This is a genomic window from Aetokthonos hydrillicola CCALA 1050 (genome assembly GCF_017591665.1).
GTDB lineage: Bacteria > Cyanobacteriota > Cyanobacteriia > Cyanobacteriales > Nostocaceae > Aetokthonos > Aetokthonos hydrillicola.
Genome location: NZ_JAAKGC010000013.1, coordinates 120054 through 146848 on the forward strand (window position 1 = coordinate 120054; position 26795 = coordinate 146848).

At 39.8% G+C, this 26795-nt stretch carries 22 protein-coding genes and 2 CRISPR repeat arrays; of the genes, 7 read left to right on the forward strand and 15 right to left on the reverse strand.

Going from position 1 to position 26795, the window contains the following annotated elements; genetic code table 11:
- Positions 1-18 precede the first annotated feature (18 nt).
- Entirely contained in the window at positions 19-1311 is a 1293-nt protein-coding gene (thrC, locus tag G4P69_RS09375; RefSeq protein ID WP_208340137.1) for a threonine synthase, read from the forward strand.
- Positions 1312-1446: 135 nt separating this feature from the next.
- Positions 1447-1722 carry a MoaD/ThiS family protein gene (locus G4P69_RS09380; RefSeq protein WP_208340138.1) on the forward strand — a complete coding sequence of 92 codons (276 nt, stop codon included), beginning with the start codon at positions 1447-1449 and terminating at the stop codon, positions 1720-1722.
- 54 nt (positions 1723-1776) lie between these two features.
- Here the strand turns inward: G4P69_RS09380 and G4P69_RS09385 are convergent, their stop codons facing one another.
- The 6 genes from G4P69_RS09385 to G4P69_RS09410 form a co-directional block, all read right to left on the reverse strand.
- On the reverse strand, positions 1777-2139 hold the full coding sequence (locus tag G4P69_RS09385) for a DUF5615 family PIN-like protein (RefSeq protein ID WP_208340139.1): 363 nt from the start codon (positions 2137-2139) through the stop codon (positions 1777-1779).
- Positions 2136-2381, reverse strand: a complete 246-nt coding sequence (locus G4P69_RS09390) for a DUF433 domain-containing protein (protein ID WP_208340140.1) — start codon at positions 2379-2381, stop codon at positions 2136-2138. The genes G4P69_RS09385 and G4P69_RS09390 overlap by 4 nt, the downstream gene beginning before the upstream one ends.
- Positions 2382-2418: 37 nt before the next feature.
- On the reverse strand, positions 2419-4314 hold the full coding sequence (locus G4P69_RS09395; protein ID WP_208340141.1) for a pentapeptide repeat-containing protein: 1896 nt from the start codon (positions 4312-4314) through the stop codon (positions 2419-2421).
- Positions 4315-4383: 69 nt separating this feature from the next.
- Positions 4384-5970: a GTPase family protein gene (locus tag G4P69_RS09400; protein WP_208340142.1), complete on the reverse strand. Its 1587-nt coding sequence runs from the start codon at positions 5968-5970 to the stop codon at positions 4384-4386.
- Complete coding sequence (locus G4P69_RS09405; protein WP_208340143.1) at positions 5964-7412, reverse strand: NB-ARC domain-containing protein; 1449 nt, start codon at positions 7410-7412, stop codon at positions 5964-5966. Before G4P69_RS09405 ends, G4P69_RS09400 begins: the two co-directional genes overlap by 7 nt.
- Before the next feature lie 52 nt (positions 7413-7464).
- Complete coding sequence (locus G4P69_RS09410) at positions 7465-8652, reverse strand: hypothetical protein (protein ID WP_208349532.1); 1188 nt, start codon at positions 8650-8652, stop codon at positions 7465-7467.
- A gap of 481 nt (positions 8653-9133) precedes the next feature.
- Between G4P69_RS09410 and G4P69_RS09415 the strand changes: the two genes are divergently transcribed.
- Complete coding sequence (locus tag G4P69_RS09415) at positions 9134-9715, forward strand: DUF2996 domain-containing protein (protein WP_208340145.1); 582 nt, start codon at positions 9134-9136, stop codon at positions 9713-9715.
- 50 nt (positions 9716-9765) lie between these two features.
- On the opposite strand, the gene G4P69_RS09420 is transcribed toward G4P69_RS09415, so the two are convergent.
- Complete coding sequence (locus G4P69_RS09420; protein WP_208340146.1) at positions 9766-10266, reverse strand: TM2 domain-containing protein; 501 nt, start codon at positions 10264-10266, stop codon at positions 9766-9768.
- A 646-nt stretch (positions 10267-10912) separates the two neighbouring features.
- Here G4P69_RS09420 and acsF point away from each other — a divergent pair.
- From acsF to G4P69_RS09440, 4 genes are all read left to right on the forward strand, one after another.
- A complete protein-coding gene (gene acsF / locus G4P69_RS09425; RefSeq protein WP_208340147.1) occupies positions 10913-11989 on the forward strand; it encodes a magnesium-protoporphyrin IX monomethyl ester (oxidative) cyclase in 1077 nt (358 codons plus the stop codon).
- A gap of 89 nt (positions 11990-12078) precedes the next feature.
- The gene (locus G4P69_RS09430) at positions 12079-12771 is read left to right on the forward strand and encodes a hypothetical protein (RefSeq protein ID WP_208340148.1); all 693 of its coding nucleotides are present in this window, start codon (positions 12079-12081) and stop codon (positions 12769-12771) included.
- A 156-nt stretch (positions 12772-12927) separates the two neighbouring features.
- Positions 12928-13830: a CRISPR direct-repeat array (repeat unit 37 nt; unit sequence GTTTCAATCCCTAATAGGGATTAGATGAAATTTCAAG).
- An 827-nt stretch (positions 13831-14657) separates the two neighbouring features.
- A complete protein-coding gene (locus tag G4P69_RS09435) occupies positions 14658-14987 on the forward strand; it encodes a type II toxin-antitoxin system PrlF family antitoxin (RefSeq protein WP_208340149.1) in 330 nt (109 codons plus the stop codon).
- An 8-nt stretch (positions 14988-14995) separates the two neighbouring features.
- The gene (locus G4P69_RS09440; RefSeq protein ID WP_310834010.1) at positions 14996-15487 is read left to right on the forward strand and encodes a type II toxin-antitoxin system YhaV family toxin; all 492 of its coding nucleotides are present in this window, start codon (positions 14996-14998) and stop codon (positions 15485-15487) included.
- A gap of 1 nt (position 15488) precedes the next feature.
- Positions 15489-16749: direct repeats of the CRISPR family, unit length 37 nt; unit sequence GTTTCAATCCCTAATAGGGATTAGGTGAAATTTCAAG.
- 228 nt (positions 16750-16977) lie between these two features.
- On the opposite strand, the gene cas2 is transcribed toward G4P69_RS09440, so the two are convergent.
- The 8 genes from cas2 to G4P69_RS09480 form a co-directional block, all read right to left on the reverse strand.
- A complete protein-coding gene (cas2, locus tag G4P69_RS09445) occupies positions 16978-17250 on the reverse strand; it encodes a CRISPR-associated endonuclease Cas2 (protein ID WP_208340150.1) in 273 nt (90 codons plus the stop codon).
- Positions 17251-17256: 6 nt separating this feature from the next.
- Positions 17257-18261, reverse strand: coding sequence for a type I-D CRISPR-associated endonuclease Cas1d (gene cas1d / locus G4P69_RS09450; protein ID WP_208340151.1), 1005 nt, complete (start codon positions 18259-18261; stop codon positions 17257-17259).
- Between the two features lie 285 nt (positions 18262-18546).
- Entirely contained in the window at positions 18547-19137 is a 591-nt protein-coding gene (gene cas4 / locus G4P69_RS09455; protein WP_208340152.1) for a CRISPR-associated protein Cas4, read from the reverse strand.
- Entirely contained in the window at positions 19137-19994 is an 858-nt protein-coding gene (gene cas6, locus G4P69_RS09460; protein WP_208340153.1) for a CRISPR-associated endoribonuclease Cas6, read from the reverse strand. Before cas6 ends, cas4 begins: the two co-directional genes overlap by 1 nt.
- 119 nt (positions 19995-20113) lie before the next feature.
- Positions 20114-22399 (reverse strand): type I-D CRISPR-associated helicase Cas3', encoded by a 2286-nt coding sequence (gene cas3 / locus G4P69_RS09465; RefSeq protein ID WP_208340154.1) that lies wholly within the window; start codon positions 22397-22399, stop codon positions 20114-20116.
- Complete coding sequence (gene cas5d / locus G4P69_RS09470) at positions 22392-23153, reverse strand: type I-D CRISPR-associated protein Cas5/Csc1 (RefSeq protein WP_208340155.1); 762 nt, start codon at positions 23151-23153, stop codon at positions 22392-22394. Before cas5d ends, cas3 begins: the two co-directional genes overlap by 8 nt.
- A gap of 3 nt (positions 23154-23156) precedes the next feature.
- A complete protein-coding gene (cas7d, locus tag G4P69_RS09475) occupies positions 23157-24170 on the reverse strand; it encodes a type I-D CRISPR-associated protein Cas7/Csc2 (protein ID WP_208340156.1) in 1014 nt (337 codons plus the stop codon).
- A 13-nt stretch (positions 24171-24183) separates the two neighbouring features.
- Positions 24184-26795, reverse strand: a 2612-nt coding sequence (locus G4P69_RS09480) for a CRISPR-associated protein Csc3 (RefSeq protein ID WP_208349534.1), incomplete at its 5' end; no start/stop codon positions are given.

Genomic DNA, 26795 nt, shown 5'->3' on the forward strand with positions numbered 1-26795 from the left:
GAGACAGGGAAGGCTAGTATGACTCAGGCGACAACCACCAAAACCCAAGCAACCACAGCCCTAAAGTGTAAGGAATGCGGTACAGAATATAAACTTGAGGCAACTCATGTTTGTGAGTTATGCTTTGGGCCCCTTGAAGTAAAGTATGACTACAACACTTTACGTGGTAGTGTGTCTCGAGAAACTATTCAAGCTGGACCAAATTCTATTTGGCGCTACCGTTCGTTTTTACCTGTTGCCACAGATAATGTTATAGATGTGGGAACTGGGATGACTCCTTTAGTTCGTTCTCATCGCTTGGCTCGTCGCCTCGGTTTAAACAAGCTATATATTAAAAATGATGCTGTTAACATGCCTACCCTTAGCTTTAAGGATAGGGTTGTCTCAGTTGCTCTTTCTCGTGCGAGAGAGTTAGGGTTTACAACAGTTTCTTGTGCAAGTACAGGTAACTTGGCAAATTCGACCGCCGCGATCGCCGCACATGCTGGCTTAGACTGTTGCGTGTTTATCCCTTCTGACTTAGAAGCAGGTAAGGTTCTAGGTAGCCTAATCTACAGTCCGACTCTTATGGCGGTTAAGGGTAACTATGATCAAGTAAACCGCTTGTGTTGTGAAGTTGCTAATACACACGGTTGGGGTTTTGTGAATATTAACCTACGCCCGTATTATTCTGAAGGCTCAAAAACACTGGCTTTTGAAGTTGCTGAACAACTAGGTTGGCAGCTACCTGACCATATCGTCGCACCCTTAGCATCAGGTTCTCTCTTTACAAAAATTTATAAAGGCTTCCAAGAATTTGTTGAAGTTGGTTTAGTCGAAGATAAGAAAATCCGCTTTAGTGGCGCTCAAGCAGAAGGTTGTTCACCTATTGCTGAAGCATTTAAGCAAGGAAGAGACTTTATCAAGCCAGTAAAACCAAATACTATTGCCAAATCAATTGCGATCGGTAATCCAGCCGATGGTATTTACGCTGTGGAAATAGCTAAGAAAACTAATGGCGCTATAGAATCGGTGAATGATGCTGAGATAATAGAAGGCATCAAGCTGTTAGCAGAAACAGAAGGTATTTTTACTGAAACAGCAGGAGGTACAACCGTTGCTGTGCTTAAAAAGTTAGTAGAAGCTGGCAAGATTGACCCAGATGAAACCACTGTGGTATACATTACCGGTAACGGACTGAAAACTCAAGAAGCTGTTCAAGGCTACATTGGTCAACCTTTAGAAATCGAGGCAAAACTCGATAGCTTCGAACGAGCACTAGAACGATCTCGCACACTTGATCGCCTAGAATGGCAGCAAGTCCTCGTTTAATTAGGAGCAGGGGATGGGGAGCAGAGGAGCAGGGGGAGAATTGAATTAAATCCTCTATCCTCTTACCCAGTCCCCAATACCCAGTCCCCAATACCCAATACCTAACATCTAACACGTAATACGTAACACCTAACAATGGCTGTAAAAGTTCTAGTTCCTACTGCTTTGCAACAATTCACTGATAATAAAGCTACTTTACAGTGTAGTGGTAACAATATCACTGAACTTTTGGACTCTTTAGAAAAAAGTTGTCCTGGTATCAAGGCTCGTTTGTGTGATGAAAAAGGAGAGCCGCGTCGCTTTTTGAATTTGTACGTTAATAGTGAAGACATCCGTTTTTTAGATGGGACTAAAACACCCCTCAAAGATGGTGATGAAGTCAGTATCGTCCCAGCTGTGGCTGGTGGTTGATATATAAAGACTGTAGAGACGTTACGCGTAACGTCTCTATTTTTTAGAGATTACTCATATCGGCAATTTTCTTACGCGAAATGTTTCGTTAGTAACAGAAATAATGACTCCTGTTTTTAAATCTTGCTCGCATTCACACAATACCTGTGTTAAACGTTCATTAATTCCCTGATAGTTTTTATTTCCTAACCTAAATAAAATGACGCTTGGCAAAGCTTCTCCACTCATCGCCAATAGTTGAGCAAAATCTAAATCCACTGTTAATAGAATTCGTGCTTCTGTACGTGATTTAACCAAAATCTCCTCATCCGATAGCCTTTGCAAACCCTGCTCGCGTAGATGCACAACATCATAGCCAGTATTGCGCAACCAAGCTACAGTGCGTAGCGAAATTCCCATATCAGCAAGAAATTTCATGACGCTTGTCTTTCAGGATTTGTGAAAGGATAAACTCGTTCTTGAGTCAACCATGCAGCATAAAGCAGGGATTGGCGAACATCCTCTGGTTCTAAATCAGGATATTCTTCTAAAATTTCTTCTACAGGTTTTCCATTCGCCACCAAATTCACAACTAATGAAACGGGAATTCTCATGTCGCGAATACAAGCTTGTCCACCCATAATGTGCGGGTTGAAGGTAATTCTATCTAAACCTAACATAAATTAATTCTCCAGAATATTTTGAACTGATGTAATCTCAGTTTTGGTTTGCGTCTACGTCGCGACTCTTTATACCTAACTTGATAAAAAAATCTTTGTTGTATTCTGCTTTATCCCAATTCGTTGCTGATTTAATTTGGCTAGGAGTTAGGTTTTTAACAAATTTCAAGTTTGCATTTTTAATATCAGCTCCATCTAGGTTAATCTCACTAAGATCTGCGTAGCTCAAATCAGCATATCTGAGATTAGCATCCTTTAATTCAGCACCTATTAGATTACTACCATTGAGGTTTGCATAACTCAAGTTTGCATAGCTGAGATTAGCATAACTAAGATTAGCATTTTTCAGATTAGCGCCAATCAGATTAGCGCGGCTAAGGTCAATATTGGCTAAAGTTTTTCCCTCCATTACTAATTTTTCTATTGCACTTTTTGCGTGAGATTTATCAACAGATATTCGAGATATTTCTTGACTTGTTTTACTTTTCTTTTGAGTCAATAGTTGTATTGATGATAAGCAGATAGCGATAGATAAGATTAACAAAAATGGAATCAATGCATTTAACTTCCAGGTATTTAGTCTTTTTTGTGAGCGGTTATATCTGGGTTTTGGAATAAAACGATGGTTTGTATTTCTATCATTTTCTTTTAAATTAGTTGACTCTATATTTTCTGAAATTAAATTTGTAACTCCCTGGCTGTGCTGTTTTTCTTGAGTAGAGTAATCTGGGATAGTCTCAATTTCAAAAGGTAGGTTTTCTTGTGATTCAGTATTCTTAGCTTCATCTAAAAAAATATCCTCTACTATTTTTAAATCTTTCTTTGAAAGAATCCTGATACTCAAGTATTTCTCAAATTCTTGCCTAAAAGTTGTTTTTAGAAATTCCTCAGTGGCTTGCTTACCTTTTACATAGATACGAGATTTAGCAAGTTTTTCAAAAACTGACGCATATGTTAAGCCTATAACTGTGATAAAAGTAGCAGCTACTCCTCCTGATAAAACGTGACTGGGAGGGAAAATTGCCGATAACAAATCTAATGTAGCAGTTAAAAAGATGTTGCTCAATAATGATACTCTGAAAGTACCAACAGTTGATAGGAAATATGCAAAATCAGCATATCCATATATAGAAGCAATTTTAATACAAAGAGTGACTTGTGAAGCTATGGCTGCTGCTGGCGTGACGCCTGTGATTGGAATGAATCCCGCAGTAAAGCACGTACTTGCAGCAGCAGCTATATATTGCCATGCAAGTTGCCTTTTGGAACGTAGATCAACTATCTGTGCAACAACAATAGCTTCTGAGTAGATTTTTGGGAGTAAGGCGACTGTTTTATCAACTAATTCTTTTAAGCCGAAAGGTTGACAAATACGTCTACCTCTAATCTTTAGAGGTTGTGCTGATGTTTTGATGACGGAGTAAATTTTTTTTAACTTAAATTCCTCAAGTGCGGTTTCAATACCGCTAATTTCTTCTGGTGTTGCGCGATCGCACTGAGAAAGAACTATGACAGCAGGTACATGCTGCTGAGTGAGCTTGTTGAGTATCTCCCTCTCAAAATACTCAACCCGCGCCGATGAAGCATTAATCACATACCAAATAAGATGAATTCGTTCTTCTAGTTTCTTTGTACTTTTGTCTTCTAAAAATTGAATGACCCTTTCAACCCATTCAAGTTCTTTAATGGCTTCATATCCTGGCGAATCATAGACAACAACAGGGAATATTTCCTCATTGTTTCTTGGGTATCGAATAAAATCTTGGGTTATTGGTAAACCTGCACCAACCTTCGCTAGATCTGTACCGAATACTGCATTAATTAATGTACTTTTGCCTACTCCTGTTCTACCAAGAATAGCAACATTAGGAATTTTAATATTACTTATGACTTCTTTTATTTCTTTTCCTATGGTTAAATCTTGATTTGACATAATTATCTTATCTCTTTATGAGAATTACATTAGAATCAGCATCTTTTCCTATTTATGTTCACTATGTAACTAATTTTCTTTATCTTCTTCTATATATTCTTTACGTATTATTTCCAATGCCTCTGGAGAATTAATATTAATATAGGCATGTTTTTTAAATTGTTTTTTAAATTCTTCTTTGAGAAATTCTTCTATTGCTTCTTTATCATTTATTTTACTCTTAGTGAGATTTTCAAACACAGATATATATGTTAAGCCTACCACGACTATGAAACTTGCTGATACTACTCCTGAGAATGCATTAACAGGTGGAAAAAATACACCGATGATGTCTGTTACTGATGTTACCAGGATATTACACAAACTTGCCGCAGTCGCATCACTTATCGTTAGAATAAATTCCCCTTGTTCCTTGTATCCATAGATAGATGTAATTTGAAGGCAAAGAGCGGTTTGGGACGCGATCGCAGTTGCTGGTGTTGTACCTGGAACTGGGATAAAACCAACGCTAAAGCAAAGAATCGCTGCACTTCTAACATATTTCCATGCTTCTTTTCTTTTAAGCTTCAAGTCTGTTTTTTGAGCAATAATAATAGCCTCTGAGTAAATTTTTGGCAGTAACTCAATTGTCTTATTTAATAGTTCAGGTAAACCAAAAGGTGGACAAATAGGTTTACCATTAACGGGGTTTGGTAGAGGTTTTGCTGATATGTTGATTACAGAGTAAACTTTTTTTAGGTCAAATTGCTCAAGTGCTGTTTCAATACCTTCAATTTCTTCTGGTGTTGCGCGATCACATTGAGAAAGAACTATAATCGCGGGTACATGTTTACTCGCTATTTTATCAAGAATATCTTTTTCAAATTGTTCAACCCGTGCCGATGAAGCATTGATCACGTACCAAATAAGATGAATATGTTTTTCTAATTCTCGCGAGTTCTGTTTTTCTTCTATAAATTCAAGTACTTTCTTTACCCATTCAATTTGCTTAGCTACTTCATAACCAGGTGAATCATAGATAGTTACAGGATAAATTATGTCAGAATCTTCAGGTGGAAATCGACAAAATGTGTCTGTAATTGGCAGTCCAGCACCAGTTTTAGCAAATTCTATTCCAAAAACTTTGTTAATTAAAGTACTTTTTCCAGTTCCCGTTCTGCCTATTACAGCAATATTAGGAGATTTGAGTTCCTTAATTTTTTCCTTAATTTCTTCAGAGATGGTGGTATGAGCAATTTCTTTCAATGTGGGTGTTTGAGGAATCTTTCGCTCAGCGGCTGCCGTCGCTTGAAAAAAGCCGCGTTTGATCGCGTCAGCGTCTGCCAACTCTTCTAACTTCTGCCGCAGTAATTCCTGAATGCGTTCGTGGATTTGGAAAGTTTCTTCTGCCAACTCTTGCAACAAATAACGTTCAACTAAAATAGTGCAGTTAGCTTTCAGATTAAATTCTAAATTACTAGCACTCGCTGCTAATTCTATCAAAGACCAGGGAATAGGAGTAAAATCAAACAAACTCAACAGACAAGCCAACTTTTGAGTCTCTGGTTCTAAGGACTCCCAATTTAAGTCAAAGGCAGCTGCTATACCAGACTCACATTTTGCTGCTTGCTTTTGCTGTAGCCTATTAAGTAGCCTATTAAGGATGTCCGTTAACATAATCCTTTCCTCTTTTTACGGCTATATGCTGCAACTTGGTAAAGTCCAATGGGTATATAATCCATTAATTCGCAAATTTTCTGTGCTGTTTCTGTCTCTCGTTGAACATATTCGTTCCCCAATAGTTTTGTTAATAATTCTAAAGCTGCATCTGGTGACAATCCACCCAATGGTAGTGAGGTATATGTCAAGCCTGTATTTTGACGAGTTGTGATTAACACTTTAAACTGAGAACCTTTAGCTGGTAGATAGTCTTTAATCTGCTTCCAGTCTTTTACATCATCAAATACCAATAAAACTTTGCCTGTTTGCCAGTTCCGCCAGCAATAACTAACTTTACCAGTCAAGGTTAATTCCTGGGGAGGATTAAAGTCAGGAAAATTCACCACACCAAACTCTACTAACTGTGTTCCTAATTCAATACCTTGGGAATTTAACCAGCAACACCCACCAGAATAATCTTCTAAATGTTGCCATGAGTATTGGATGGCTAACTCAGTTTTCCCAACCCCACCTTGACCAGTCTCATCAGTAATTACAACTACATCATTTTCTTGTAATAGTTGGTGCAGTTCCTCTAATTGATCATCTCTACCAACAAATTTAATGGCGTTACTCTGTTTAATATTGTGGGGGATATCAAAAGGGTTGTAACGATGTTTCTCTTGATGTCCATCCCCACTGCGGTAATAAAAGTAAGTTGGCAGTTGTTTTTTATCTAAAGTTTGAAATCGCTGCTTAACTTGTTCAGTAACTGCCAACATATTCGGCGGAAAGCTTCCTTTCTCTTGCGCTAAAGCTTCCCTCACCACTTGGGAAAAATACCCTGTTTTCTCTGTGGATTTTACCTTGGCTGTTTCTCCTTCCCGCGTCGCCAATAACACAAACTGTTGGCTATCTATCCTTGGTCTCCCATTAGGAAATGTTGTTCCACCTAAATTGGTTGGTCTTCCCTGGGTTTCTAAGAAATAATTAGCACAGGCATCAATAATACAGATGTGATTGCGAATGCCAAAACTATCTGAACCTAATAACAGTAGCAAGGAATTCAAATCCAAATTTAGCCAACTCTGTTTAGTCGCATCAGCACAAATTAACCTGCGTTCTCGTTCTGAGGAAATCAAACCATGCCCAGCCCAAAAAATGTAGAGTAAATCTCCCGACTTTCGAGAGAGAAAATTAGTCACAATATTGTAGAGATTTTGTCCTGTGGCTGACTCTACTGTTAACTTACATTGGTCAACTAAGTGATGATTTTCTGCCAGCAGCGACAAGCACAGACGGATATTATCCATTGGTACACCAGACTGACACAACCACTGAGCAAACCTCAGCGCGTCCCAGGCTTGTCCTCCTCCAGGTACATTCCAACTAGTTTCATGATATTTTTCAATACCCACAACCAGCCCATATGTGCTTTTGGGTTCAGCTATCAACTGCATGGTGACCTAGTTTTCGAAGAGGGGTTTTCTCGATCGCGTAAACAGTCAAACATTATGGCAACCTCGAAAAAATCACCTTCCAAGTTTTGGCATTTGTCCAATAAGCACCATGAGAACGGGGGAATGGTTGTTTGCTATCCACTAGTACATCCTGAACTTTAAGGAAAATTTTACTCCCTATATAGCTGAGAAAATCCCGTAAATCATAAATATTTAACCATTCGGGGAAATCTTCCGGCAGTGGTTGACCGTATTCTAAGCTCGAAAGTGCGTTTATCTCATATAAAAACGGTGCTTGAGAACCAACAGTCACTAATAATTTCACCTCAGACAGTGGTTGCTGCACCAGCAAATGCTGTACCAGTAAATCTACACAGGCAACTCCGCCTAAGCTATGAGCAAGTAAAACCACCGGCGGTTGTGCTTGGACGATTTGTTCTTCGATAAAAGCGCGAATTTTTTCTCCCCGCGTCTGATACAGCAGAATATCGCAAGGGATGGGCGAAACTTTATCAGTGACAGTACTGCGTCTGCGCTTGACATAATTTGTTCCCAGGTGAGCAAATGGCTTTAATAACCAACCACCCAAACCTAACTCCGCTTCTGCTAAAGCCAAAATCAGCGATTCCACCACTTGATCCCGCAATCGAGTATCGGTAAGTATAGGCGGAAATCTTTCCTGTTGTTCACAAAGGAGCATTGCTTGAGCGATAATTGCTCTAGCAATCACCGCCAAATATTCATTGAAATAAGATTGGGTGACTGTGGGTAAAACTTCTTCATAAGCCTGACTGTGAATAACAACCTCTCGTGCTTCTCCAAAAACCTCAGCAACTCCTGCCTTGTAGAATTCAGTTTCCAGTTCGGTGGTAGGCGTGAAACTCTCAAGACGCGAGTGTAATACATCTGCGGGTTGCTCACCAAAAGGACTAGAGCTACCTTCCTCAATCGATTTCAACGATAGCAAGCGCAATTCATACAAAGGATCACAGTATAATTGCCCCCACAGTAAGATATCTGCGCCTTCTTCTTCACCTCCATTTAAAGCCAGTGTCACATCAGACAAAGGCACTGATGCACCTTTACCATTTAACTTTGTGCCGAATAAATCACCCCAAAGACAAGGCGCGACTGTAATATCAGGTCTTTTAGCGTGAATTTTTTGTTCAATTATCTTAAAAGTTTCCTCGTATTCCTGTCTCCTTACCCCTGTACCATGTACAAAGATTACGGTCGTCATAGTTATCTAAATTTATAGAGATTTCAGCGCAGAGCCTCCCCTATGTATTATCCACAAGCACCGACTAAGATGCAAGTTGATTATTACTCCTGTTGGAATTTAAGAGGTGAAGAAGGTAGTCCCGATGAAACAAGTTTCACCGGCAAGCATGTACACTCTCCGGTGTCAAACCTAGATAATTTTCTAAAACTTGCTGTATTGTTCAACCATTAGAAAATCAACCAAAATATTCCTTGTTACGGAGCCAAGAAACCGGGTTTTTGGTTATGATTCTGATTACTGAATCGGTGTTCTAGAAATGATAAGGGTTTTGAAGTATAGATCAATTCTCAACAAGCAATCGTTATAACCTTGCACAGGCAACGAGCGGGAATTACCACGTTTTGGTTAAGCCCTTTTCGGAAACGGGCTCCGCTATGTCAAAATAAAAATGACTTATAGCGATCGCTCCTAACGCTAAAAAAAGGATTGACTTATAGCAATGGCAGAACAACCCAATCAAAATCAAGCGGGAGAGGTAGCTCCCAGCTCAGATTCACCGGAACCAACCGCAATTCCTACAGCAAACGCACCAGATCCAAAAGCTAAGGAACAAAAACCCGCAGCAGCCAAAGCGGCGAAAGCTAAACCCGCAGAGGCAGACGCAGAAACACCCGCAGCAGCTAAAGCAGCGAAAAAAGAGAAAGCTCCAGCAGTTGAAGATAAGCCGTTTGTAGAGTTTATGCAGCAAGACTACTTACCAGCTTTGCAAAATGCGATCGCCAAAGTTGGTGTGAAAGATGTACAGTTGTCTTTTGCAAAACAGAAGGTTTCAATTACTGGATTTGAAACAGCCGAGGAATGCTGGCAAGTTTTGGGTAAATTGCAAAATGGTCTACGTCAGTTTAACCTATATTTTCTCGAAGAAGATATTCAAGGTAAGAAAGCATTTTCTTGCTATGAGGGCAAAAAACCCAGTACTCTTGAGTCATTCTTAATTGACGAGCGCAAAATTACTCTAGATCTCATGGTATATGGACTTTTACAGCGCTTGAATGGTCAAAAGTGGCTAGGGACGAATTAATTAGGGGTTAGTGGTTAGGGGGTAGCTAACCACTAACCGCCACCTCTTGACTAAAGCTCATGAAAGTGGTAGGTAACGGCTCCAGTTGTGGGGTCGTTATCTATTCTCACATAACCGGCTTTCAACATTTCCTTGAACACAGCTTCGACTTCACTAAAGCTTGCTCCTGTTGCCTTAACACCTTGAGTTACAGTCAGTGCACCACCCCTTGCTTCTGCTGCTTCAATTAATTTAGCTATTAGTTTGTTTTGAGTTGATGGCTTGTATACTTGGGAGGTGTATGTTGATTCAGTCAAAGGCACACCCATAGGTGACAAGCCTGCTTTTAACCGAAGTCTCATTTCGTGTTCATCAACCATACTGGGTATGAGGAACAGATCAATAAACTGTCCCACTCCCAGCAACCCGCCAGTACACAGCCACAGCAAACCCGTCCCTATTTTGCCATTGTACAAACGGTGGAGCCCCCCAACGAAACCGATAAACCCGACTGCATTTAAGATGTAGGAGACCGCAATACGGTCTTTATTCTTCTTTTGTTCAGCATTCATTTGTTTCAAACCCTTGGATTCCCTCTTGTTTCCTTAAGACAGGTTTCCCACTGTCTTTTGTTTCGTTTCATGGCTAGGTGGCTTAACCCTTCACCCGCCGTGGTAAAAATAAAAATAAAATAGTCATTAATACTAAGATAGTTTAACAAATGGGCATGGGGCATAGGGCATGGGGCATGGGGCATGGGGCATGAGGCATGAGGCATGGGGCATGGGGCATAGGGCATGGGGCATGGGGCATAGGGTATTGGTAGTACGAAAAAGACTTATCAAAGCAGTTATTGACGCCCTTTCCGAAAAAAGATTTACCCATACATACTTTCTCCCATGCGCCATGCGCCATGCCCCGTGCCCATATATCCTTTCTCCCATGCGCCATGCGCCATGCCCCGTGCCCATATATCCTTTCTCCCATGCCCTATGCCCTATGCCCCATGCCCTTTCTTCAACAATTGTTACAACTCTTAACGTTATACGTACTTTTACTCTCCCTACACCTTGGTAGACTGATTTTCATACAATAAAATAGCTATGCTAGATACTTGTCTCCTAGCTTCGCTTCTACAATTTAGTTGCACCTGATGAAAGCGTAACTTTTAACTTTCTCAGGCACTCCAGATAAAAAGACACTAATGGCAATCAAAAAATGGTAGATTCCCTAAAAAAACCTAGCTTTGAAGAAATCCGTCCAGGGATTAAAGTCCCAGCGAAGGAAACGCTGCTAACACCTCGGTTCTACACTACCGACTTTGATCAGATGGCGCAGATGGACATCGCCGCCAATGAAGACGAGTTGAAAGCCATTCTGGAAGAGTTTCGTGCTGACTATAACCGTCATCATTTTGTACGGGATGAGGAGTTTGAACAATCCTGGGATCATATTGACGGGGAGACTCGTCGATTGTTCGTCGAATTTCTAGAACGTTCCTGTACGGCAGAGTTTTCAGGATTTTTGCTATATAAAGAACTTGGTCGCCGCTTAAAGGATAAAAGCCCTGTATTAGCCGAGTGCTTCAATTTAATGTCTCGTGATGAAGCACGTCACGCTGGCTTCTTGAACAAAGCAATGTCAGATTTTAAACTGTCGCTAGATTTAGGGTTTTTAACCAAAAGCCGTAGCTACACTTACTTTCAGCCGAAATTTATCTTCTACGCGACTTATCTTTCTGAAAAAATCGGTTACTGGCGATACATTACAATTTATCGCCACTTAGAAGCTCATCCAGAAGACAGAATTTATCCTATTTTCCGGTTTTTTGAGAACTGGTGTCAGGATGAAAACCGTCACGGGGATTTCTTTGATGCTATTATGAGAGCTCAACCCCAGATGCTGAATGATTGGAAAGCACGTCTGTGGTGTCGTTTCTTCCTGCTGTCAGTATTTGTCACAATGTATCTTAATGACATCCAGCGTAAAGATTTTTATGCTTCAATTGGACTGGATGCAAGAGAATACGACAAGTATGTTATTGAGAAGACTAACGAAACAGCAGGGCGAGTCTTCCCAGTAATGTTGGATGTAAACAATCCCAAGTTTTATGAGTGGTTGGAAGCTTGTATCCAAAATAACGAAAAATTGACAGCGATCGCTAACTCCAACACTCCTAAATTCCTACAATTCTTCCAGAAGCTACCTTATTATGTTTCCAATGGCTGGAAGTTCCTGCAATTATACCTACTTAAACCAATCGACGCTATGGCTATTCAAGGTAGCGTGCGCTAGTTGATCAAAGTTTTGTTACAAATGATAAGTGGTTCTGGTAAGTACAGAGCCACTTTTTTTATGAAACATCACACCAAGGACTCTAAAGAATGAGAGGCGAGTTACTACTTTTGAAATTTGGGTTAGGTATTAGTTTGCTTTTGACTGCTACGCCTGCTTGGTGTGAGTCTCCGCCTGAAAGTGGAAAGGAGTTAGATTTAAAACCAGAAATTATTAAAGGTAGTCCCGTTTTGCAACGTTGGCGCGTTAAAGTGCCGAATGTTTTGGAAGATATCCACAACGAACCCAGTTTTCGCACTCTTGTACGATTTGGCTATTCTCAGTTTCCTTCAACTGATGACGCAAGCGGTGTAGGTATTGGGGTTGAAGATGTATTTATTAATCACAGTCCTTTGACAGTGAGTGGTCAGTATCAGGCGTCTTTTAATGGTAAGCGTGAAACTTATGGTGCTGACTTACGTTACTATTTGCGTCCTTTAGGTAGCTATATTAATATCGCACCTGTCCTTGGTTACCAACATCTACAAACAAACCGCTACTCAACAGATGGGGTAAATTTAGGCGCGAGGCTGCTGTTGGTTTTGTCTCGCGGTGGTGCAGCAGATATTTCTTTAACTCAAAGTTGGGTTTCTCCTGGTAGCGATGAAGAAGTTGGTTTAACAACACTTGCGGTGGGATATGCTCTTACTCACCATCTTAGGTTAGCAACAGATATTCAACATCAAAATGCTAAAAAGGGTAAGGATAATCGCTTCGGACTTGTTTTAGAGTGGATGCTATGACTACCTCGTCCCTTGAGTGGACATTACTCTAACGCTTCTGTTATATGAAGTGTATTAGTTTTTGGCAATTGTTGTTCTGATTCTGTTTATGGTGTAGGAGAGTGTCAAATTATGCGTTATTTGCCTCTCTCGGTGCTATGCTCGTTCGATTGAACGGTTTCAATCCCTAATAGGGATTAGATGAAATTTCAAGGTTTCCTTTTGAGTCTTATCATTCAACTTGGAATCAGAGTTTCAATCCCTAATAGGGATTAGATGAAATTTCAAGAGTCAATTCATTAACTTCGAGTCCAACAAATCAACTGTTTCAATCCCTAATAGGGATTAGATGAAATTTCAAGTTATACTTTGGCGCAGAGAGAAAAGGTATGATGGCGTTTCAATCCCTAATAGGGATTAGATGAAATTTCAAGTACTCTAGATCTTAAGAGAGTTTATGCGGATCTTGTTTCAATCCCTAATAGGGATTAGATGAAATTTCAAGCTTATATCAATGGATAGTTGATTTGGCTGATAAGGTTTCAATCCCTAATAGGGATTAGATGAAATTTCAAGGTTTTAATGTTCCTTCATTTGATGAGTACAATTTAGTTTCAATCCCTAATAGGGATTAGATGAAATTTCAAGGTATGATTAGTTAATCTACCCTTAGCACCATCTAGTTTCAATCCCTAATAGGGATTAGATGAAATTTCAAGGGTTTAGCGCTGGGATTACAATCACTTTTTATCGGTTTCAATCCCTAATAGGGATTAGATGAAATTTCAAGGGGCTTCCTCTCAATCTTACGGATGGGAGGGAAATGTTTCAATCCCTAATAGGGATTAGATGAAATTTCAAGCTTTGGATGAAATTGTAGACCGCGCTCAGAAATTGTTTCAATCCCTAATAGGGATTAGATGAAATTTCAAGGGTTAAAGGAAATAAGGATGAGTCAGGGTTACAAAGGTTTCAATCCCTAATAGGGATTAGATGAAATTTCAAGGGCTTATCGTTGGCTGTTCCTTACACTTACTGTTCGTGTTTCAATCCCTAATAGGGATTAGATGAAATTTCAAGGGGCGCGATACTCAAACGTAGTAAATATTAGGTTTTCAAGGTTCAAAAGTGCGGATGAAGTAATCATAACATCAGAGAGTGAGATTGACAAGAGGGAAATTTGGCTGAAACCTACTCCAGACAAAGGGTGCGGGTGGTTTTAGGTGAGTAATGCACTCGAAGCAGCGTACCACAAAGATTTCAGCCATTTCTTTGTCGAGTCCTTTTCCAACACCTACCTACCCGCACAGTAAGTCAAGAAAATGGTCTGGTCTCAGATTTAAGAAAGAATCAGCATTATTTTAATATTTTATGCTCATTGTTGTCTATCTTCACAATTTTTAGGGAATAGGGAACACGGGGAATAATTTGTTTTTTGTTGACTGTCGTTTTATCAAAAAACTCGGGTTTAAAACCCCGTCCTTTTAGGACGGATTTGTGTTAAGATTTAAACATGTAAGTACAAGACATTTAAATAAAACCTACCCCCGGACTCGGGGAAAGTCCACGCCCAAAACACTGTAAGGAGACACGCCAGGTGCTTCAAGCCGGGAAACCCGTCCAACGCACTGGCTTATCAGTACGCCTTAAAGGCAAACGTATTGAGCCGCGCGTACCTGTGAAAACAGGATATTAAGACGCTTTAGGTCTTAAGAATCTCTGTCTATGCGCGAGCGGAGAGTGTCAAAGGCAGCGGCGCACTTGTGCTTTGTAGCTGAGGTATTCATCGGCGAACTTCCGCTCCCAGTAAATCTCTTCCCGCACGATGATTCCGATTTGCCCTCTTGACAAGACAATGCATTTGCATTACATTTAGAAAGAGTTTAAGCACATGTTTAGAGGTTGCGATGATGAAACTAACCTCATGCGTAGAATCTACTCTTACTGATCGTTATCAGACTACAGTCCCCGATTGCGTTCGCAAAGTTCTTGGCTTGAATAAGCGTGATAAAATCCGCTACACAATCCAGTCTGACGGTAAGGTAGTAATTTCTCGTGCTGACGAAACGGATAACGATCCTATACTTGAGCAATTTTTGAATTTTCTCGCACGAGATATGGAAAAAAATCCTCACCACTTACAGGCGCTTAACCCCGATTTAGTTAGCCATATTCAGTCCTTGGTTGCTGAAGTTGATGTTGATCTTGATGCACCACTATGCGATGAGGATGAATAAATTTACCTGTGAATCAGCAGCTAGTAATTAATGATTGGAATATATTTGCTCATCCTCTCTTTCTCAACCAGCTCGATGAACTTCTGGCACAGGTTGAGTATTCGCGTCAGAAGTATCCCAAAGACTACAAGAAAAAAAACGCCACAAAGCGTCTAGCTGCCATAGTAAAACTAGCATTTGATATTATTCCTCAAGACCCAACGCGTAGTGATTATCGCCAAGGCACTACGCTCGGTGACGATTATAAGCACTGGTTTAGAGCTACATTTTTTCAGCAGTACCGACTGTTTTTTCGATATCATCAAGACAGCAAAATCATTGTTTACGCTTGGGTTAATGATGAAAGTTCTAAGCGAGCCTATGAAAGTAGCACAGATGCTTATCGAGTTTTTAAGAAAATGCTTGAGAGCGGTCATCCTCCCGACGATTGGAATGCTTTACTTGAAGAGGCAAAAGATGAAAGTGCGCGTTTAGAGAGAATTCTCAAAGCAGAAATTTAACGTTTCAATCCCTAATAGGGATTAGGTGAAATTTCAAGGTCAGGCAATAATTACTATACATGCTCTTCTACCGTTTCAATCCCTAATAGGGATTAGGTGAAATTTCAAGCACAGGAACAGGCGATCGCACCCAAGGAAGATATGTTTCAATCCCTAATAGGGATTAGGTGAAATTTCAAGTAATAGTTTCGGGGTAGTTTCCAGACACATATTCTGTTTCAATCCCTAATAGGGATTAGGTGAAATTTCAAGAATTAATCAAGGTGCAGACCCAGACGATTTTCTGGTTTCAATCCCTAATAGGGATTAGGTGAAATTTCAAGTCTGAAGACCTCTCCCCCAAAACAGAAATATCTAGTTTCAATCCCTAATAGGGATTAGGTGAAATTTCAAGTTAAAATCTCATACATCAGCATTAGTTTATGAGACAGCGTTTCAATCCCTAATAGGGATTAGGTGAAATTTCAAGGATGATATGGTTTCCGATCTGGAATCACAGATCATAAAAGTTTCAATCCCTAATAGGGATTAGGTGAAATTTCAAGTGTCAGCCCTTCGCAAAGAGAATCAAAAATTAAAGTTTCAATCCCTAATAGGGATTAGGTGAAATTTCAAGAAATTTATAAAATCTGAAGTTGCTAAATAATGGAAGTTTCAATCCCTAATAGGGATTAGGTGAAATTTCAAGGCTGCTACAGCACTCATTCCTGCCATTGCTGCAACGTTTCAATCCCTAATAGGGATTAGGTGAAATTTCAAGTTATTAGATCTGTATTTTTAGAAGATTCTAAGAAGTTTCAATCCCTAATAGGGATTAGGTGAAATTTCAAGCTCCAATAGATCCTGCTGTACCCGCGATAGTTTGGGTTTCAATCCCTAATAGGGATTAGGTGAAATTTCAAGTAGTGTTACTGGTATACTTCCTGATGCTGTTGTTGGTTTCAATCCCTAATAGGGATTAGGTGAAATTTCAAGCAATATAGACAGTAAGAAAAAAGAAGGGCTGCTTAGTTTCAATCCCTAATAGGGATTAGGTGAAATTTCAAGGTTATTTATGTTTGTCACCACCTACATTCGGATGGGTTTCAATCCCTAATAGGGATTAGGTGAAATTTCAAGGAAGTTGTCAAAGTTGATAAAGTAAGACGTGTTAGTTTCAATCCCTAATAGGGATTAGGTGAAATTTCAAGTATAAGGATGGTACACCAATCAATATACCAACACCGTTTCAATCCCTAATAGGGATTAGGTGAAATTTCAAGGGCACGAGGCTCAAACGTAGTAAATATTAGGTTTTCAAGGTTCAAAAGTGCGGGTGAATTAATCATAACATCAGAGGGTGAGATTGACAACAGAGTGAAATGGCTGAAACCTTCTCCAGACAAACGGTGCGGGTGTTTTTAGTTGAGTAATGCACTCGAAGCAGTGTAACACAAAGATTTCAGCCATTTCTTTGTCGAGTTCTTTTCCAACACCTACCCACCCGCACGCTAAGCGAAGAAAATAGTATCGTCGCGGGGTTGTTCACCACCGATACGTTCTACTTTACCAAAACAGCAAGCACATAGAAAATAAAATCGGATGCTATCTGTATCAGGTTTGATCAGCTTATTCAGACGCGATCGCAGTCTCGCGTATTGAGTTTCAGTCAGTTGACATTCAAACACGCTAAATTGTACCCACTGACCATAGGATTTGAGGATTTTATGGATTTTCGTGCGCCGTTTATCTTCAGGAATATCGTAGGATACAACAACATTCATAAACCCCTACTTCCAAACCAAAGGCGGATATTTCTCGATTTCGCCCATTAAATACTTTGCTAGTAGTCTAGCTTGGAGTTCAAACGCTTCTTGGTAAGTGCATTTGCGTCCAAAGACAGGATGTTTAAATTCGGATTGTTTTTTCTGGGTATATAACTGCAAGAATGTTTTTCGTCCTTCAGGTGTGAGAGAAACAGCACTGCTTAATGATTCAGTCACAAAATCTTTAGGAGTTAAAAGCCGCTTATTCAAGGTAGTTAGCACTACTGCATCGGCTACTAAAGGGCGAAACTCTTCCATCAAATCTAGTGCTAGCGATGGTCTACCGTAACGTTCGCAGTGAAGGTATCCTAAATATGGGTCAAAACCGACGATGTTGACTGCACTTTGCACATCATGACACAGCAAGGAATAGCCAAAGCTGAGTAAGGAATTTACTGGATCGGTAGGTGGACGACGGACTCGGCTAGTAAATTGAAATTCTGGATTGCGAATCAGTTGATTGAAGCAGCCGAAATAAGCTGCGCTACCTGCACCTTCTAAACCACGAAGCGAGTTGATGTTGTGAGTTGTATCTATTGGGGCGATCGCTCTTTCGATGCGAGTGATATGTTCTGATAAGTCTAAGTCTGTAAATTCTCTTTGCCTACGTTGAAGAACATTGCGGTAGTTCTTTAGTTTTCCTCGTACAAAGCTTTGTACAAGGTGGATAGCTTGGGGTGATTCGCCAGCAGCTTGCCATTGTGCTTTGCGAACGAAAATATTTTTGGACACTTCTGGTTCTAAACGTCCTAAGTAACGACCGGTTTCTGTTAAAAATGTTAGTGGAATGTGGCGATCAAGAAGTTCAGAAATTGTAGCAGGTGAAACTGTAGCTCGTCCTATGACGACGATACCATCTACTTTTAGTAATGGTATGTCTAATATTGTTTTTTTATCGAATTTGACGCAAAGACGTTCGTCTACTTTGCCAATAAAAGCATCTTCTTGAGTGATATAAGCTGTACCCATAGGTTGTTGGTAATTAAAGAAGGAGTCAGGAGTCAGAATTCAGGAGTCAGAATGAATAGAGATTGCCAGATTTAATGATGTGGAGGTGAACGGCGTTCACCCAGACAATGCACGCGAATGCTCTATGCGTGAAAAAATTATCCGCTGAAATTGTATTTATTCTTACTCAATAAGTGGGATTTCTATTGATATGTAAGTCGTAAATAAATCATCGTTGGTTGGTAGTTGGACTTGAATGCACTATAGACACGAAGTGGCTTCCCGCAAGGGTAGCGCAACTACGAACTAAGCTTCTTGATAACGTTTTACTTTGTCAGCGGTGCTGGGTAAACATTGAATTTTTAAGCTGCATCCATTACAGCGATTTGTTTTAACAGGTTTTGGCATTACGCCTGTGGATAGTAGGATTTGAACGGCTTTAATAGTCGCGATCGCGCTTTGACGGAGTTCTTCGTTAATTTCTACTAACTGGCGTTGGTGGGAGTGGGCGTAGTAGATATAGCCCTCGGTGATAGGTTTTCCTGTCATTTCTTCTAAACACAGAGCTTGCGCGCACACTTGCAACTCGTCGTTATCCCATTCGCCTTTCTTTCCGCGCTTATATTCGACTGGATACAATTCCCCGTTTCGGGATTCTATTAAGTCGGCTTTACCGACGAGTTGATATTTTTCTGATTTTAACCAAATGGCTCGAATTTCTAAGGTTTCATCTCGATGTGTTTGTCCTAGGGTGTGAACACGTTCGTGTAAACTTGTTCCTTCAATTGTGTATTGGTTATCGACAAATTCAGCCGCACAAAACATCCGCCAGCAGCGATGAGGACAATAAGCATATTGGTTTAATGCAGCAATTGGAATATATTCTGTCTCATTCATTAATCGTGTCTCCCACTGTCTCCGTTAGTTGATAAACGGCGTGTCATTCCCATTCCCATCGTTGTTTTACGTCCAACTCCTGCATATAAAGCAAAGTTAGCAAGGGCGTTTATTTGCTTAATTGCGTTTGGTTCAACGTCTCCAAGAATTCGATAGCTAATTTCGCCAATGCAACCAATAAATTTGTTGTCGTAGTTGCTAATAACTTCGGTATGCATTTTGAAAAAACTCGGATACAGGAACTCGATGGGGATGGTGGTAAATTCGATTCCACTGTATTTGTTCCAGCGACTCAGAAGACTGTTAAAGACAGATTCTCTAGTTGGTAAAAGGTTATCGTATCCCCCTTGGCGAAAGGCTACGGGTGTGGCAAAACTTAAGGTGATTAGGCGATCGCGATCGCTTGCTTGCTCGTACAATTGTGGATAACTACAAACATTCGCCCAAGGTTGTGTTGATTGCGCTGTACCGAGAACTCTAGTAATAAACAAATTAGCAGAACCCAAATGCCAAGGCTGTTCGGGATTAAGATTGAGCCACAGATGAGTGAGTTTGCCAAACAGGGTATCATCTAAAAGGGAGATACGCCACCAACAGGATGTACCGGCGGGAATTGGGCGTTGATGGCAAAATTGTAATGTGTGATGATTTTTGTGTTGATAACGGTAATTTCCTGGTACTTGTAAAGGAGAGAGGGTAAAAGCTTTGTCTGCATTCGATGAGTGTAGGCGATCGCCCAATTCTGGATCTACAGAACTGACGAGGGTGAGAAAAAGGGCGTGATAATGCCTACCTGTGAGAAAATCAGGATAAATTGGGGATTGGGGGATGATGTTGAGTATGAGGCTATGGGGCATAATTTTGATATGAAATTTTGAACCGCACATAAGTGCAGATATCTGTGGTAACAATTTTAACTGTAGGTTGCGTTAGGACGGTAGTCCGTAACGCACCGCTTCACCAAGCATAAGGTTGATTAAACAATAAAAGGTTCATCGTCTGGAAGACGTAATTGTTTTCCTTTCATCGCCATTGTTAATATTCCTGCAATCCCTGGTAAAAATCTATATTCTTTTTGAGCATTGCTACATCGAATGATAATTGGGTAGGAAACAATTCCTTCTCTACGCATTTGAAAGATAATGTACTGGTTTTCTTTTTCGGATATAATGACTCCTGGTATTAAATACTTTTCCAGTTCTTTAATTAGAGGTGTCGGTTGTATTGCTCCTCCCAATTGGCGTTCAATACGACAATTTTTAAAGGCGGTCAATTTATTAAGTTGTGTGTTGACAAATTCTTGCCAAGTATCAGGATAACTCAAGTGAAAAATCAATTCATAATTTTCCTTAGAACGACTAGTCACTTCTATAAATTCACCATTTTGAACAAATTCGTAGTAACGTAAAAGATGAACAGGATCTAGACGTGTTTCTTCTGACTCATCTAAGAGATAACCATGAGGATCACGAATTGGGAGACTTTCAAATAAACTGCCTCTGAAGTTAAATAATGGCGCATAGCTGACACTAAAAATTTCAGCAAATTCCTGTAAATCCTTGGCTGCTTCATCATCTTTCTTAAACAAAGGTTCGTAATCTTGTAACGTAGTAATTCCATTTTGTAAATCTTCCCAATCTTCAGGGTATTTAGCTTTGATAAAAGTTTTTACAAAAGCTTGACCACCAGGAAGAAATTTCCATTTATTTTTTACGTCTTTAAGCGAGGCTTTACTGATATTTTCAGCACCACGTAAAACTTTCATTCTGAAGCGACAGTCATCCCAAGTGCGATTTCCACCTAAAATAGATTTCAGTGTTTCAAAAAGCTGTGGTATTAATTCGGAACCTGGTAGATTTTGAAATACTTCTTCAAGTTCTAACAGTGGGCGAGCAATTTCTAAAAATGCTTCTGAACGCCAATAAGCTAATAAAAAAGGCTTATCTAGACAAGGAATCTTGTCAAGTGTTTGCTCAAGTGCAGTACGTCCTCGAGATGTATCAAGCGAGGCTAAACCCTGTTCCCAGGCTATAGCGGGTAAATAAGCTATGGCTTCTGAATCAATATTAGTCTCTGGTTTACCTAAAACACGACCGACTCTACCAATTCTTTGCCAAAATGCAGCGCGATTGTGTGCTGAAAAAATTAGCCAATCTAGATTTTGTCGCGTAGGTTCAGGATTTCTTTCAAAGTTAAATCCTACATCTACGGTGCTAGTTGCCAAAATAATTTGACACTGCATTGCCCGTTGTCTATCTTTTAAGGGTGCAGGACCAGTGATACGTCCGATATGATCAGTCAGTCCTTGCTTATCTAATAAATTTTTGAGGCGATTAATACTATCCAGCGAGTCGAGAATTACCGCACCGTTTTCCTGTGGTCTTTCTTGAAAACGTTGAATGACTTCAGATGCTAACTCTGCTAACCACTCTTCCTTACTATCAGGTTGAGGTCTTAATTCTAAATTGACTGCTGTTTGTGATGGTAAAAGTTTACCGTTACCAGTTTCCCCATTGATTCTAACTATTCTGACACCATGTTCTTGGTTCTTTAAACTTTCCAGTGCTGATTCACAAGCTCTTTCTGGTGTAGCTGTCAGCAGGACAACCCGCCTTCCATCCTTAAAAAAGCCAAAAATATGAGAATAGGCGAGATAAAATAGCAACCCTACTAATTGTTTAGCATCGTAGAGATGAAATTCATCAAAGATGACTGTAGCAAACTTGGTGTAAAAAGTGCTGGCAATATTACCCTTATCGAGCTTGTTGTAAGCAAAGAAAGTAGCGTAGTAAAAAATATCGGGGTTAGTTACCAATAAAATTGGTCGATTTCCACCTACTTCTGGAAAAATAGTTGCAGGGTTTAGCAAAACGTTATATAGTTTTTCTCCTGGTCTTCTCCCGACTTTATCATCAGCCCAAGTTTTAATTTCTCTTGCTGAGGCTGATTTAACTACATGAGGTAAACCAGCCTCTTTTACAAATTTTTGTGCAGCTTCTCTTTGCTGTTCTACCAAAGCATTCGTGGGAGCGATATAGACAGCACTTTTTGTATGTTGATGTAATAAAACTGTAAGTCCTGCTTTTGTTTTTCCTGTACCTGTTGGTGTTAAATTGAGTATAATATCAGCATCACGAGATTTTTCAAAAACATCAACTTGATGTTGAAGTGCATGAGTAATGAATGAAATTTTCTCAGGTGGCGATTTACAAGCAAAAATGCTACGAGGTTCAAGTTTAGTTACTAATCTTCCATTAGCCATTAGTTCTATCTCCACAGCAATATTTTAACCCTTCTGGCACAATAACTTCTCCTACTTGCCAGGCAGCACCTCTGAAATGTAGATTTTTAAGTATTGGTGCTGGAGGCATAGAAATTAAATCAAAAGATAATATTTCAATCTGTGGTGGTAAATCAGCAACGTTCAGGTAAGCCTTAGTTTTATACTCTCCATTTGGTAGGAATTTGATTTCAAACTGTTTTAGAACATTGACTTTAACTTTGCTGGCAAACTTACCAAGACGAATATATTCAGGTAATTCGCGATCGCCAAAGACTACCGTTTGAAATTTATTTCCGCGTTCAATCATTCTTAAGCGTCCAGTTTGCGGAAAATTACTTGGTCTAAAGGAATTGGGTTTTTTCCCTTGACGTTGCAATGGTAAATCTTCTCGTGCAGTGGCGACACGATTATTCGTCATCGTATACCAGTAAGCATCGGAAAGAGCATTGAAACGTTCAAACCGGAAAGTAACTAAACCATTAGTAGGGGAGGCTGGTAATATATAAAAAGATTGCGCTATCGCTTCAAAATCTTCTTTGTAAGTTGGTCGTCCTGTAGCCTGTCCTTGGAGGCGATAGGGAGAATTAACCAATCCTAAAGCATAGGAAAGAGCATAATTTCCTATCAACCCCTCAGTGTAGTAGGTATCAGACAACTCCCTTGAGGCAAAAAAGACTGGTTCTAAACAAGATAATTCCACAAGCTTTGCCTGCTGAAAAGGAATTGTAGACATAATCTAACTCTCTACTTCAACTGCTTTTTTACCTCTGCCTTTGCCTTTTTTAGACTCAGTTGGAACTTGGCGGAAAGATTCGTAAGATTGGCTTAACCGCTTTAAGAAATTATCCCGTTCAGCTTCTGACCAATGATTATCTACATCAGTCATAACACTTGTTAATTCTGCATCAGATAAATGCACAGAAACTCCTCGCCTATTTTTCCAATCTGAAAGTACTTGCTTAGCTTTTTCAATGAGGCGTTTGGTATTCAGAGGATGTTCTAAAGGCTTGTCCAAAGCATCATAAACAGCTTGGACAAATTCCAAAGAACTGGGAAGTTCAGCAATGCTGCCAAATATACCTAATATTTCGTTTTCCATGCGTCCAACACGACTGGAAACAGCACCGTATCGACTGGTATAACAAATATTGCCAATGATATAACGTAATTCATCAGCAGTGATATCTTTCAGAGTGACGACATCAAGAAAATGCACTCCTGGTTTGATATATTCGCTGGTATTTAAAGCTGTTGAAGCGTTGCCATTTTGATCCCGCATTGTGCCATTCTCGTAAATAGCGTTAATCGTTCTTTCTCCTAAAACTTCAGTGGAGGGTAAAATGCTAAAAGCATCCTCAGTCCAAATTCGACTTTTCTGTGCACCACCACCCCCAGCAGCAAAACCGTAGAGAAAACAGTCTGTACACATTTCACAAGGAGAATTTGTGTTCAAAGAGCAAAGAGAACCATCTTTACTTGTGTATAAAAGCTCATGCGCTCTTAAAAATTCTCGTCCGTAACGTCTTTCGGGAGCTATTTGTTTGCGCTTAGTCATGACTAAGCGTTGGATAATAGTTTCATCGTTGATACCTGCTTGTACAAATTCGCTGCACATCGGTTCACCAGAACCTTCTGTACGAAAAATAGTTTCAGATTGAGTTTTTCTGAGAACAACTAAGGTAATAAATCGTCCTTTAGGAGAATTCTCATAGGTTTGAGCGAGAACTGGAGAGAGTTTTTGAATTGACATGATAACCTCCTAATTATACAGATGTACTAACTTCAGCAGAATCATTTTCAGTTTTGCTTTTCATTTGATGACGCGCTTCTTCAAGAAAAAATAAATAAGCAGCTTCCAGTGTCTTTTGATCAGCTAAAAACCTTTCAGGACGAGCTTGATAAACTTCATCATAAAGTTTTCGTAAAACTTCGTAATAACGCTTAATTTGCTCATACTTTGTTTGACCAACACCGTGTTCGCGTATCCGGTCTAAGCGAGTATGATATTGCTGAATTAAAGCAGCAAAAATAACGTCTAAACCTAAATGAGGTTTTTGAGCGCGAATGGCGGCGATAAAAGCTGTAAACGGTTCAGCTTGTGCTGTTCTCTTAAAGGAACTTCCCCAAATTTTCCCTTCAGCAGCCACTTGAGCCGCCTCTTTAAGAAATTGAGTTAAGAGTGAATTTTCATCAGGCATAAGGTTCTCCAGTAAAGTGTTTAATGGTTGACAAATTCGACTCCAAATTACACTTAAATTCGCATCATCTTGTTCTCGCAAAGTCCAACGTAAGAGGACGTAATAAAGCTGAATTGGTCTTACACAAGCACGTGCCAAATCATATAAGCAATCATCTGCTTTTTGAATGCTCGCTACAGATGTTGCAAGTTGCCCTATACAGCGCAAGCGCTCAAGAATTTTTTCTGCATCTTGACGATTATATTGACCATTTCCTAATAAAGTTTGTAATGCAGCAGGAATACCTTCTACTCGACCGTAAATATCTGTAGATAATTCTACTTCTAGGTTTCCACTTAGAGTAAAAGGAAAGCCAAACTCTAAAGATAAGGAAAGCTCTAAAGCTAGACGTAGTGATTTGAGTAATGCTAAGGAAGCATTCGCGTCTCCCCAAACAATAGGAAGAACCACAGTTGTATGAATAAAGTCAGGACGTTTAGGAAAAGCGAACCCTACAACTTTGTTAGCTTTAAAATTTAGAGAATTTTCTTTATATAATGGCAATTCATCAACTGTAACTGTACCACCTTCAGCATTAGTTGCAGCAAGTCTTTCTAAATGTTCTCGCCAAAGTTTTAACAGTTCTGGACTTGAACCTTTAGGCAATGCAAAGTGTAAATATAATGGATCTTGTTTTTTAACAGCAGGAAAATTTGCTCCAACTGTCATCAATTGATATGCTAAAGCTGCAATTGAATCCGCTTGCCTTTTTGGTTCTGCACTGATTCCACCAGGTAATCGGTTAGAAAAAGCCTGTACTTTTGTCCCAGGAGGCATATTATCAGAAATTAGATCATCAATATCGCTGGAAGTAGAGCCGAGAGAGCATCTCTGTTTAGGATTTGCATCTATATAAGCATTTAATTCCTTTAGTCCGTCTAACCTACTATGAATAGGTAAATTAAGCATTCGGCTTGCAGCTATAATCATTTCTTCTGATGCTTCCATTGCTTGTGATATTTCTGTGGTTTCCTTTCTAAGTTGGAAAGATTCTCTAAGCGCCTCTCTAATCCCTTCTATACCTTTCACTGCCGCCTTTGCTGCAAATAAAGGTCTTCCGTATTGTCCATTAAATACTTCTAAGACTGTACGTTGCTGTTCAGAAATCCCTACTTGAGCAGCGATTTTATCCCAAACATTTTTCGGATTTAATCCTACTTCTCTATAGCTGAGATATGCAGCTTTTAATCCTTCAGCGATTGAAAACTCTTCTGCGTTACTCACGGGCGTCAATCCCAAAGCATCTGCATTTTTTACAGCATCAGTACCAGCAGCATCACCCCATTTTGATATATCTTTTGCAACTTTATCTGATTTATAACCTGCTTTTTTCTTTTCTAAAAGTGCTTCTACATTTACCAACACCTCTTCTATATTTTGTTGAATTGCTTGATGGTTTATTTTGATTCCATCTTTTGTAGCTCTGACAAGTCGCTCAACATTGTTTCCAAAAACCTCGTCAATCTTCCTTTGCCAAACAGCAGCTATCTCTGTTGTTAAATCTACCTTTGGTATTGCCTGTCCCTCAAAAAGTTCGCCATCAGGAAAAATGGCTAAAGGGGTCAATTTATATTTTTTTAAAACCTCCTCACAACCTCCTAGTAAAAGTGCAGTGATATAACCTTTATCTTCGGATAGCCGCACTCTAAAAAGATTGCTGGGTCGGTTGAATGCAACTGTTAGTTTGGTTTCAACTTTGCGAAAACGCTCTGTATCAGGAATTCCTAAATCAAATAAATCTGCTGCTGTGATCATCGCCGCCCAGCGTTCAATAGCCGGATCTTCCGGTAAAAATCTTGCACCATCGGTGACGTTATGTCCGGAATGACGTTCAATAAGCCGTCTGGCTAACTCAAAATCTTCTTCACCACTCAAAAAACTCAGTACACCTGCAAGTTCAAACTGTTGTCGTAAAAACTCTTTATCTCTGGCTAAGGTTTTTACGTTGCGTTCTAATGGATCTAATTTATTTAGATCGTGAACCGCAGTAGCAGCTAACAAAACAGGTCGTTTGTCTTCTGGGACTCCAGCTATCTGACTGACTGTCAACATAAACTGACATGCTGAATCCAAGTGTTCTGCAAGAGTTGTTCCCTTTCTCACACCGTATTGATGATGAGTTCTCAGGCGTTCGTACA